At 35.7% G+C, this 12,411-nt stretch carries 9 protein-coding genes; 2 read left to right on the top strand and 7 right to left on the bottom strand.

What is annotated here, in order from left to right; translation table 11 throughout:
• Window positions 1–53: 53 nt before the first annotated feature.
• Complete coding sequence (locus ACFPH8_RS06350) at window positions 54–1,592, bottom strand: YifB family Mg chelatase-like AAA ATPase (RefSeq protein WP_376859429.1); 1,539 nt, start codon at window positions 1,590–1,592, stop codon at window positions 54–56.
• Window positions 1,593–1,759: 167 nt separating this feature from the next.
• Between ACFPH8_RS06350 and ACFPH8_RS06345 the strand changes: the two genes are divergently transcribed.
• Entirely contained in the window at window positions 1,760–2,737 is a 978-nt protein-coding gene (locus ACFPH8_RS06345; RefSeq protein WP_376859427.1) for an NAD(P)H-dependent flavin oxidoreductase, read from the top strand.
• A 3-nt stretch (window positions 2,738–2,740) separates the two neighbouring features.
• On the opposite strand, the gene ACFPH8_RS06340 is transcribed toward ACFPH8_RS06345, so the two are convergent.
• The 5 genes from ACFPH8_RS06340 to ACFPH8_RS06320 form a co-directional block, all read right to left on the bottom strand.
• Entirely contained in the window at window positions 2,741–3,706 is a 966-nt protein-coding gene (locus ACFPH8_RS06340) for a YheT family hydrolase (RefSeq protein ID WP_376859425.1), read from the bottom strand.
• Between the two features lies 1 nt (window position 3,707).
• Window positions 3,708–5,327: an adenine deaminase gene (gene ade, locus ACFPH8_RS06335; RefSeq protein WP_376859423.1), complete on the bottom strand. Its 1,620-nt coding sequence runs from the start codon at window positions 5,325–5,327 to the stop codon at window positions 3,708–3,710.
• Between the two features lie 72 nt (window positions 5,328–5,399).
• Window positions 5,400–7,436, bottom strand: coding sequence for a protein-disulfide reductase DsbD family protein (locus ACFPH8_RS06330; RefSeq protein ID WP_376859421.1), 2,037 nt, complete (start codon window positions 7,434–7,436; stop codon window positions 5,400–5,402).
• Entirely contained in the window at window positions 7,426–8,748 is a 1,323-nt protein-coding gene (gene tilS, locus ACFPH8_RS06325; protein ID WP_376859419.1) for a tRNA lysidine(34) synthetase TilS, read from the bottom strand. The genes ACFPH8_RS06330 and tilS overlap by 11 nt, the downstream gene beginning before the upstream one ends.
• Before the next feature lie 56 nt (window positions 8,749–8,804).
• Window positions 8,805–10,109 (bottom strand): anthranilate synthase component I family protein, encoded by a 1,305-nt coding sequence (locus ACFPH8_RS06320; protein WP_376859417.1) that lies wholly within the window; start codon window positions 10,107–10,109, stop codon window positions 8,805–8,807.
• Between the two features lie 154 nt (window positions 10,110–10,263).
• Between ACFPH8_RS06320 and ACFPH8_RS06315 the strand changes: the two genes are divergently transcribed.
• On the top strand, window positions 10,264–11,613 hold the full coding sequence (locus ACFPH8_RS06315) for a DEAD/DEAH box helicase (protein ID WP_376859982.1): 1,350 nt from the start codon (window positions 10,264–10,266) through the stop codon (window positions 11,611–11,613).
• 82 nt (window positions 11,614–11,695) lie between these two features.
• Here the strand turns inward: ACFPH8_RS06315 and ACFPH8_RS06310 are convergent, their stop codons facing one another.
• Window positions 11,696–12,208, bottom strand: a complete 513-nt coding sequence (locus ACFPH8_RS06310; protein WP_376859415.1) for a DUF3124 domain-containing protein — start codon at window positions 12,206–12,208, stop codon at window positions 11,696–11,698.
• Window positions 12,209–12,411: the final 203 nt, after the last annotated feature.

Raw genomic sequence — 12,411 nt, 5'->3', positions numbered from 1 at the left:
TCAACTATCCTATTTATTGGCGATTAGCCTGCAAACTGTCAGAAAATTTTCACTTAACCTAACCAACCCTCGCGATCTAAACTACGGTATTGAATGGCTTCGCTAATATGGGAACCATTTATAGACGGACTAGCTTCTAAATCGGCAATGGTTCTGGAAACTTTTAAAATCCTATCATAAGCGCGAGCGGACAAATTCAAACGTTCCATGGCTGTTTTTAATAATTCTTTTGAAGCAGCATCCAGTTTACAATATTTCCGAATTTGTTTCACATTCATTTGCGCATTATAATGCACGCTATCGGATTCCACAAAACGTTCTGTTTGTTTTTCTCTGGCTGCAGTAACCCGTTTTCTGATTTCTACAGATGCTTCGCCTTTGCGTTCATCAGATAATTTTTCAAAAGGTACTGGTGTCACTTCAATATGAATATCTATTCTATCTAACAACGGACCAGACACTTTACTTAAATACCGTTGCATTTCCGCTGGTGATGATGTTACAGGTGCATTGGGATCGTTAAAATAACCACTCGGACTCGGATTCATACTCGCCACCAACATAAAGGATGATGGATAGGTAACCGTAAATTTGGCTCTGGAAATGGTAACTTCCCGATCTTCTAACGGCTGACGCATAACCTCTAAAACCTCGCGTTTAAATTCTGGTAATTCATCTAGAAACAACACACCGTTGTGCGACATGGAAATTTCGCCTGGTTGCGGATAGCTACCTCCTCCCACTAAAGCGACATTTGATATGGTATGATGCGGACTTCTAAAAGGGCGTTGCGCCATTAAACCCGTATTTTCTTTAACACGACCAACGACGGAATGAATTTTTGTTGTTTCCAAAGCCTCACTCAATGTCATTGGAGGAAGTATGCTTGGTAACCGTTTTGCAAGCATGGTTTTACCAGCGCCTGGAGGACCAATTAAAATAATATTATGACCACCAGCTGCGGCAATTTCCATACAACGTTTAATACCTTCTTGACCTTTAACATCGGCAAAATCGAATTCTGGGAAATTGAGACTTTTATTAAACTCTTCCTTGACATCAATTATGGTTTGCTCTAAAGCTTCGCCTTTATCAAAATAATCGATGACCTGCGAAATTGTATTTACGCCATAAACATTTAAACCAGAAACAATGGCAGCTTCTTTGGCATTTTGTTTGGGAAGAATAAACCCTTTAAAACCTTCTTCATGTGCTTTTATGGCAATGGGTAAAGCGCCCTTTATGGGTTGTAAGGTTCCATCTAAAGACAACTCACCCATAATTAAATAATCTTCTAAATCATCCGCTTTTATCTGGTTGGTGGCGGCTAAAATTCCCATAGCTAGGGTTAAATCGTAGGCACTTCCCTCCTTTCGTAAGTCGGCAGGCGACATATTTATAATTATTTTTTTGCCGGGAATTTTATAACCATTGTTTTGAAGCGCAGCAGCAATTCGGAAATTACTTTCTTTAATAGCATTATCGGGTAAACCTACCAAATGATAGCCAACGCCTTTATCCACATTTACCTCTACGGTTATGGTTGTCGCTTCAACGCCAAATACCGCACTTCCAAAAACTTTTTTTAGCATAATTGCTTGATTTCCTTAAATGTATGAAAAAACAATGAGTAATGTGGCAACTAAATTTTAGAAATATGTTGATAATTATGACGAATTAGCAAACTCTTAAGACGTCAATTCAAGCCTAATGAGCAGATTTTATTTATATTTGGTATACCAATCAAAACACACAAAAAATGAGTAAAGCATCGTTTATAAAAGACTTAACATTGCCTGCTGTTGCGGCACCTATGTTTTTAATTTCTGGACCACAATTAGTCATTGAGTGTTGTAAAAATGGCATTGTTGGAACGTTTCCTGCTTTAAATCAGCGTACGAGCGAAGGTTTTGAAGAATGGTTGGTAGAAATTAAAACCGCACTTGCCAAATTTGAACAAGAAACAGGAAAAAAAGCAGCACCATTTGGTGTGAATCTGATTGTTCATAACACAAATCCACGCGTACAAGCCGATTTAGAACTATGTATTAAACACAAAGTACCATTAATTATTACATCTTTAGGTGCTGTTTCAGAACTGGTTGATGCTGTTCATAGTTATGGCGGGTTAGTATTTCATGATATTATTAAAAAACGGCATGCAGAAAAAGCTGCCGAAGCTGGTGTAGATGGGCTTATTCTCGTTTCCGCCGGAGCTGGTGGTCATGCAGGAACTATTAACCCGATGCCCTTAATTGCAGAAATTAAACGCTTCTTTAAGAAAACCATTTTGCTAGCAGGAACCATAAGCACAGGACGAGATATAGCATCTGCCTTACAAATGGGTGCCGATTTAGCCTATATGGGAACCCGATTTATTAATACGCAAGAAAGTAAAGCACCTCAAGAATATCGGGATATGATTATTGATGCTGGCGCTGATGATATTGTTTATACAGCCGCTATTTCTGGTGTTGCTGCCAACTTTTTAGGACCAAGCATAAAAGCCATGGGAATCACCGAAGAGATGTTAACACGTGAGAAAAAAGTAGATTTTGGTGAAGAATTAACAGCTCATAAAGATGATGCAAAAGCATGGAAAACGATTTGGTCCGCTGGACAAGGGGTGACTAATATTAGCAATGCACCTCATGTATCTGAATTAGTGAAAGCACTTAAAGATGAGTTTATTTCGGCTCTTGAGGAACAAACGAATTACTTGGAAATTTATAAGTAAGGATTATTGCGAATTTTTACGAATAAACTCTAAAGTCCGAAGTTCATTATAATAATAACCACCTTTTTGAATAAAGCCCATATGACCACCATATTTGGGCATCTCTAAAAATAAATTCGGGTTATTTATCGCTTCTTTTACGGGATAGCACTCCGGTGATAAAAAGGAATCGTTTAGCGCATTTATTATTAATGTGGGAACTTTAATATTAGGAAGAAATTGTAAGGAACTGCTTTTCTCATAATAATCGGCACCATTTATAAATCCGTGGGCTTTAGCGGTATAATAATTATCGAAATCGTAAAGCGTTTTAATGGCTTTTAAATCTTTATTTGAAATTTTATCGGGATGGTTTTCGCTTTTAATCCGTAATTTATTGATTAAATCATGTTTGAACTTTTCGTGAAATGGAAAGTTTTTAATGGTGTGCAATTCCTTAGCAGATCCTGCTAAATAGCATGGTACTGAAATGGCTATTCCGCCCTTTATTTCTGTTGGAATGTTAGTGGATTCACCTAAATATTTTAAAGTGACATTTCCGCCTAAACTGACGCCTTTGATATAGATTTCTGAATACGTTTTTGTACCAATAACATGCGAAATAACATCTTGTAAATCCGTGGTTGCTCCTGAATGATAGGATTGGAAATGCAAATTATCTTCACCAGAACACCCTCTAAAATTAACGGATAACGCATCAATTTTATTCTCATTACACAACTTGGCTGTTCCAGTAACATAAGCACGTTGTGCGCTACCTTCCATGCCATGCAAAATAATGATAAGCGTGTCTGTTTTTTCATCAGCATAACTCCAATCCAAATCTAAAAAATCGCCATCGGATAAGGTGAGCCGTTCGCGTTTTTGGACAATGCCTTCAACTTTCCGGATTAATCCAGAATAAACAGTGGCCACAAATCCTTTTCTAAAAAAATAGGGTGCTTTGTAGGTGGATTCTATAATGGGCATACTAAACTTCTAAAGATGTAAATTTAAACGTATTCCCATCAAATAAGCCTTTGTCACTCATTTTTAAGGACGGAATTACCAATAAAGCCATAAAACTCAAGGTCATGTATGGTGCGTTTAAAGTACTCCCTAATTGTTTGGCCTTGTTATCCAATTTGCCATAAGCTTCCCCAATGGTTTTGGCATCTTGATTGCTCATAATACCAGCAACGGGTAAGGAAACAATGTGACTATCAGTTTCTGAAACGGCACAAATTCCACCTTTGTTTTCAATAATTACATTCACAGCTTTGCAAATGGCTTCATCGGTCGCACCAACGGCAATAATATTATGGGAATCATGACCAACAGAACTGGCAATGGCACCAGATTTTAATCCGAAGTTTTTAATAAAGGCCATAGACGGTTCATCATTATTATAGCGATTTACAACCGTCATTTTTAAAATATCTTTTTCAATATTTGAGATTAAGTTTCCGTTTTCAATTAACGCATCTTCAATAAGCTCATTCGTTACCAGTTGCCCTTCCAAAGCTTCAATAACGCGAATCTGTTTGGCTGAAGATTCGATTCTAAAATCGGATACCTGCTTTTTAGATGTATTGAAATTATTAAGTATTTCGAATTCTGTATGTGGAATAAGCGATTGTCCGTTTTCAAAAACCACGTCGCCATTAATAACTGTTTTAAGGGTCTTAAAATGGGTTAAATCTTCAACAACAATAAAGTCAGCAGCATCATTTACTTGCAATAAGCCTACTGATAAATTATAATGTTTTACGGGATTTACACACGCCATTTGTAATATTTGAAACACATCAAAACCTTTGGCTATGGCTCGTGAACATAATTGATTGATATGACCAAGTAGTAAATCGTCTGGATGTTTATCATCGCTACAAAACATCATATTTTCGTAATGTTTCGGTAATAAATCGATTAACGCTTCAAAATTTTTGGCAGCACTACCCTCTCGGATTAAGACTTTCATGCCTTTTTGAAGTTTCTCCAAACCTTCTTCATAGGTAAAACATTCATGATCTGTTGTAATGCCTGCGTTGATATATTTGGATAAATCGTCACCTCGTAAACCTGGTGCATGACCATCAACGGGTTTGTTGTAATGTTTTGCCCAAGCTATTTTCTTTAAAACTTCCTCATCATCAAATAAAACGCCTGGATAATTCATCATTTCGGCTAAATAGGTAATATCTGGATTGGTCATTAATTTTTTAATCCCTTCCGAATCAATTACAGCTCCTGCCGATTCAAAGGTGGTTGCTGGCACGCAAGATGGTGCGCCAAAATTGAACTTGAATGGTGTTTGCTTCCCGTTTTTAATCATGAATTCCACACCTTCTATTCCTAAAACGTTGGCTATTTCGTGCGGATCGGAAACGGTTGCAACGGTTCCATGTTTTACGGCTATTCTTGCAAATTCGCTTGGCACTAACATGGAACTTTCTATGTGAATATGTGCATCAACAAAACCGGGCAAAATATAGTGTTGAATGTTATGTGACACTTCTTCAAGAGCTGAAATTTTGCCGTTTGTCACAGTAATTTCGCCAGAAAAAATACGTTTGTTTGGAATATCGACAATCTGTCCTTGAATTTTCATATAATCGTTTCGGTAAAGCTACTTATTTTAAATAAAAAAAGCGAGAACGAGTCTCGCTTGATTTTTAAGCACTTATTGTTTTTCCTTAAAGCGTTTTACACCTGCTTTTAACCAATCGTGATACTCTTCGGCATCTGGCGTGTAACCAACAGGTTTACTAATATCGTTCCCATCTGTATCTTGAATAACGTATAAAGGTTGCGCGTTTGTATTATAGCGTACTTGCTGAAATTCTAACCACTTATGACCAAAAGTCGTGACGTTATTTCCGGTTAATTCAGATTCGTATTGCTCATCTTTAGGTAATTTTTTTCTATCATCTACATATAATGAAATCAAAACCAGATCGTTATTTATGGTATTAAACACATGTTCTTTAACCCAAACTTGCTCTTCCATTTTACGACAATTAACACAGGTTAATCCGGTGAAATCCAGCATTACAGGTTTGTTCACTTTGTTGGCATAAGCTAAACCTTGATCATAGTCATGAAATGCTATTAAGTTATTTGGTCCATAATGTGCATGCTCTGGAAGTTCAACCGCTGTACCTGTTCCACTGGAATACAAAGCTGGTTTGGTATTTCCAACACCATAAGGCGATTCACTATTAGTGCTCATTGGTGGTGGAAAACCACTAATAAGTTCCACTGGTGCTCCCCAGAGTCCTGGAATCATATAAACCGTAAACGATAAAGCTAACAATGCCATACATAAACGACCAACGGAAATATGTGGTAAAGGCGAATCGTGTGGTAATTTAATTTTCCCTAATAAATATAAACCCAGTGTACCAAAAATAGCAATCCAGATGGCTAAAAATACCTCACGGGTTAACATGTGCCATTCGAGTACTAAATCCACCATAGACAGGAATTTGAAAGCAAATGCTAATTCTAAAAACCCTAAAGTCACTTTAACAGTATTCAACCAACCACCCGATTTTGGCATGGAATTTAACCAACTCGGGAAAAATGCAAATAAAGCAAATGGTAACGCTATTGCGGATGAAAAACCTAGCATACTAATAATTGGTGCAATACCACCTTTAGTTGCTGCATCTAACAAAGCTGTTCCTGCAATAGGAAAGGTACATGAAAACGACACAACCGCCAATGCTAAAGCCATAAAGAAAATACCTACCACTCCACCTCTATTGGCACCTGTATCTACTTTGTTGACCCAAGAATTTGGTAACATAATTTCAAAAGCACCTAAAAAAGAGAAAGCAAAAATTAACAAAGCCAAGAACATAATGGTGTTAAACGTAACACCCGTAGAAAATTCATACATGGCATTACTACCAAAAAGAGCCGAAATAGCCGTTCCTAAAAGTGTATAGATTACAATGATGAAGAATCCGTATAGCAATGCATTTCTAATACCTTGACCACGTGTTTTACTTTGTTTGGTAAAGAAGCTCACCGTCATAGGAATCATTGGAAACACGCATGGTGTTAGTAATACCAAAAACCCTAAAAAGAAAGCCGTAAAAAACGTTACCCACAGACCTTTGGATTCGTTTTCTACTTCCGAATCTAAAACCGTATAATCTGGCGACACTTCTGTTTTAGATTCATTTAAATTTAAAATGTTTGAAAGTCCGGAATTCTCATTCATAACAGGAATGGCATCTTCCATGGTGGTGGTGTTGTCCAAATTAAAAGTGACAGATTTCTGTTGATAAATGCAACGCATATCATCACAAGCTTGGAAATCGATGGTTCCGGTAATGGATTTTAAATTTGGATTTAAAAGTTGAATTTTTTGAGTGAAAGTAGCTTCCTTGTCAAAGTAGTTTAAATCCATTTCAAACACCTTATCAAAAGCAGTGATGTACTTACTTTCCACAACATTACCAATCAGTTTATAATTATCTATTTGGTCAATGGTGTCGAAAATAAATTCGGTTGGCGTTGGTCCACCATCTGGTAAGTCTTGAGAGTATAAATGCCATTTATCTTCAATGGTTGCCTCAAAAATTAAATTGTATTCTGTTTCTGATAGTTTTTCAGTTTTTCCTGTCCATTTTACGGGGTTTAAAATTTGGGCATGTACTGAAAACGCAGTAATAAGAAGCGTTGTAAATAGAATTAAATTACGTTTCATTATGGAGACTAATTTTTAATATAGATTTCGTTTCGTTAGTTACTTTAAATCGGTTATCGGCGCGTAAACCAATAACCCAAACAATTTGCTTATTGGAACATAATAACCAGGCTTGTTCTTTTTCGGGTAAAGACAATTTTTCATCTTTAAAAAATTTACTCAATTTCTTTTTGCCATCCATCCCAAAAGGGTAAAAATAGTCGCCTTTTTCCCATTTTCTTACCGTTAAGGGATATTTTAACAAATCTTTATCAACATAGAGCCTTGAGGCGGAAATTTCGCCTAATTTAGAACTATTTTCAATGGTTAATTGTCCGTTAGGAAGAAATAATTCGGACTCATTTTCTTCCCAGATAAATGACTTTGTTTTAATATTTTCAGGTCTTTCGGTTAAAATTAACGTGTTTCTATCTTTCACCAAACGGTGTGTTTGAGATAATACATATTTTCCCGATTGCGCATATAATAATTGATAGACATCATCCCATTCTGTGAATTGAAAATCTTTCAATAAGTAGAATAAATAAACCTTCGGATTGGATAATTGTTGTAGTTTTTTTACATCCAATTGAATACTATTATCTGATGCTAGCACTACTTTTTTTTGAATTTTCACCAAGGTATCTTCAATAATTTCAGACGACTCTTGCAAATGCGCTTGTGTTTTTTGAAAATTATCCAGGAATTGCGGATTCATTTCCTTTAATATTGGAATAACATCATGTCGTAATTTATTCCGAAGGTATTTAGTTGAAGCATTGCTACTATCGTTTCTCCAAACTAATTTTTTGGTGTTGGCATAGGCTTGTAATGCTTTATGAGAAAATGGTAAAAATGGTCTAACAAGCTTCCCATTGGTTTCCGGAATACCAGTTAATCCGTCTAAACCAGTACCACGCATGAGGTTAATAAAAAAGGTTTCCACATTATCATCAGCATGATGGGCTGTTAAAATATAATCGAATTGTAACTGATCTGCTAATTCTTGAAACCAAGTGTAGCGCAAGTCTCGCGCTGCCATTTGAATAGATATGTTGTTTTCCGAAGCATAAGTTTCAGTTTCAAAACTTTCAATAAAAACTTCTAAATCCAAATCTTCGGCTAACTCTAAAACAAATTCTTCATCCGCATCACTTTCAGTTCCGCGTAAATTGAAATTGCAATGTGCCAATGCAATGTTTAAATTCATTTTATGGCAAACACGGGTTAGAACCACACTATCCATTCCTCCAGAAATAGCAATTAAAATCCGGCTTTTAGCTAAAAAAGGAAATTCTTGGTGCATATGATTTTCAAAATCAATTTGTGTCATATAATTTTCAATAATACGTCAAATTTACACTTTTAAAAGAACTATTCGTAATCCTTTTAAGCCTCCAAAACGTCGCGCATAGCTTTGGCTTTTATGAGGCACTCCTCGTATTCATTTAACGGATTGCTTTTAGCTGTAATAGCACCACCAACAGAATACGACACATACTGATTTGTGGCGTTGTAAAGTATACTTCGTATCACCACATTAAAATCAAAATCACCTTGAGGTGTCATATAACCAACAGCACCGGAATATAATCCACGCTTTGTTTCTTCAAGGTTTTCAATAATGCGCATGGCCGAAATTTTAGGTGCACCTGTCATGCTTCCCATAGGAAATGTGGATTCAATAATATGGATAGGATTTGTGCTTTCTGAAACCGTACTTTGAATGGTTGAAATCATTTGATGAACTTGTTGAAAACTGTAAATTTTACACAATTCCAATACGTGAACGCTTCCTTTAATTGCTGTTTTAGATAAATCATTACGTACCAAATCCACGATCATGATATTTTCGCTACGCTCTTTAACATCATTTATTAACTGATTTTTAAGTGAGGTATCTTCTTCTTCATTTCCAGACCGTTTGGCGGTTCCTTTTATAGGTTGCGAAATAACCGTTTGTCCTGATTTTTTCAAATAGCGTTCAGGCGAGGCTGACAACAAATATTTATCATCTAATTTTAAGAAAGTAGCAAAAGGTGGTTTTGAAATCGCATTCAGATTGTTATAAATGGCTAATGGCTTTATTTGGGTGTCTTCCGCATAAAACTCCTGACAGAAATTAGCTTCATAAATATCACCACGATGAATATGAGCTAGCATATTATTCACCTTTTCAAAATAAGCATCCTTGGTAATCCTCATTTTAATTTTGATGGGATTATCTAATACATTTTCATCGCGATTAGAATAGAATTCTTCTACTTTTTTAATGGCTTCCAGATCTGCTTCTATCTCATCATCCACCATATTCAGATACTGCAAGACCACTTGATTTCCTTTGATTAAAAATAATTTTTTAGGTTGAAAGAAACACATGTCTGGAAATTGTAATCCATCAAAGTTTTCAGATTTTAAGGGTTCTGTTGTGTTTTTTAAATCATAGGTTAAATACCCAAAAATCCAATCGTTAGTTATGGTTTGATACTCTTTTAATTTCTGAAATGCATCTATATAATCCGTTTGAATACTAGTAAAAGCATCCACAGCTAAAACAGCATCATAACTACTATGCGTTTGTGTGTAAGTATTAGAATCTAACCACAAAACCTCACGGAATTGCTGACTCCAAAGCAGTAACTTATTTTTAAAGACTTGGATGTCTTGGGGTTGATATGTGTGGGTTTTTCTCAATAAAAAAGTTATTTACAAAGTACCGAAAATTTCATTGGATAAAAAAGCAGAACTATGGTATGTATCATAACAATTTATAAAGTTGCAAAGCCATAAAGCATAAGACATATAAAACATTTACCTTTGTAGCCTAAAACAGAAACTTTTGGACGCAATTACCTTTCAAGATTTAAAATTAAATACGCCTTTATACAATGCATTAGACGATTTAGGCTTTACCAATCCAACACCTATTCAGGCTGAAGCCTTTAATGTAGTTGCTTCAGGATCTGATGTCGTTGGGATTGCCCAAACTGGTACCGGTAAAACCTTTGCCTATATGTTGCCAATTTTAAGGGGTTTAAAATACTCCGAACAAGAAAGTCCACGTGTTTTGGTAATGGTGCCGACGCGAGAATTAGTAGTTCAGGTAGTTGATGAAATTGAAAAATTAGCCAAATACATAAATGTCCGCGTATTGGGTGTTTATGGTGGCGTGAACATTAATGCCCAAAAACGTGCTGTTGCCGAAGGTATTGATATTATTGTAGCCACTCCAGGACGCTTGTATGATTTAGCCGTTAGTCGTGTGTTGCAATTAAAAACCATTCAGAAATTAGTAATAGATGAAGTAGATGTCATGCTAGATTTAGGTTTCAGACATCAGTTAATAAATATTTTTGATATTCTACCTGAACGTCGTCAGAACATAATGTTTTCGGCTACAATGACGGAAGATGTGGACGCGTTAATAAATGACTTTTTTATAGCACCAAAGCGTGTTTCTATTGCCGTTTCTGGAACCCCTTTAGAAAATATTGATCAACATAAATATGCCGTTCCCAATTTCTATACGAAGTTAAATTTGCTGAAAGAAATTTTAAAAGACACCGAAACCTTTAATAAAGTGTTGATTTTTGTCGGTTTTAAGAAAATGGCAGATCGGTTATTTGATGCGCTGGATGAAAATTTCCACGATGAATTATGCGTAATCCATTCCAATAAAACTCAAAATTACCGTTTACGAAGTATTGAGCAGTTTCGTGCTGGCGACAATAGGATTTTGGTGGCAACCGATGTTATGGCTCGTGGTTTGGATATTGATAATGTGTCTCACGTTATCAATTTTGATACACCCAATTTCCCTGAAAATTACATGCACCGCATTGGTAGAACAGGTCGTGCCGAACGTGAAGGTAAATCCATACTTTTTTATACTGAAAAAGAACAAGAAGCTTTAGAACGTATAGAGGGTTTGATGCAAATGACAATTCCAGAAATTGAATTCCCAGAAAATGTTGCTATTTCTACAGATTTATTAGAAGAAGAACGTCCTCAAATTTTAGAACGAAATAATCCGCTAAAATTACGTGATGAAGATGCGCCAGGTTCCGCATTTCATGAAAAGAAAGAGAAAAATAGTAAAGAAAATCTAGGTGGTTCGTATAAATTTAAAATTGCGGCCAAATATAAAAAGCCAAAGACGCGTGGTGATAAGAATTATAATAAGCGGAATAAAAAGTAAGAAGCTCCTCTCTTATTTGCCATTAACAACCATAAAAATGACCTTAAGTTAATATATAAGATTCCTTCTTATAAAGGGATTTTTATTTAATACGTTTCCCAACGGTTGTAAACGATAAACCCTGCTGACCTAAAGTAGAATTCATAACACCTTCAAATAAAGGTTCTGGTGCCTCTTTAGGCTTACGCCATTCAAATATAAAATTAGAACCTGTACCTCCTGTTACGTCTACTTCATCAATGATAGCTTCCGTAGTTTCTAAAGGTGCCAAATATATTGGTTTATCAAAATAGGTGCGAATTAATTTGCCATGAGAATCATAATATTTGGCACTAACTATATAAATAGTATCTGAATCGCTGGTGTTTCGCATGCTAGCCATAGCCGTTAAATTATGCGTTTTATGCTGAGACATGCTGTAGATTTGGGAGTAAATGGAAAGATAGGATTTTCCATGCTCCAACACGTCTTTCGAAGTAATATCTTTACGTCTTTTATTCCAGTTTTCTGCATGAAAATCGTCTGGGTCTTGTTTTTCATTACAAGAAAATAAACAAACAAAACTTAAGAATACACAGATATAAATACGTTTCATACGAAAGCAGAAATTAATGTGGAAGCAATATACAAATAGCTTTTTTAATTTTTAAAAAAAATCCCTCACCATTTCGGGCAAGGGATCCATAAATAATCTTGTATCCTTTTAAAACCTTCCTAACAATAACTTAAACCATAATAAGTCGCTTTAAAAATCAACATGATTAGTATCTATTTGCTATAATCATAACTATAAATATC

The organism is Bizionia hallyeonensis (assembly GCF_042657385.1).
In the GTDB taxonomy this organism is placed as follows: Bacteria; Bacteroidota; Bacteroidia; order Flavobacteriales; family Flavobacteriaceae; genus Algorimicrobium; species Algorimicrobium hallyeonense.
The sequence above is the reverse complement of the archived record's forward strand: the minus strand, read 5'-3'. Positions and strand labels throughout refer to the sequence as shown.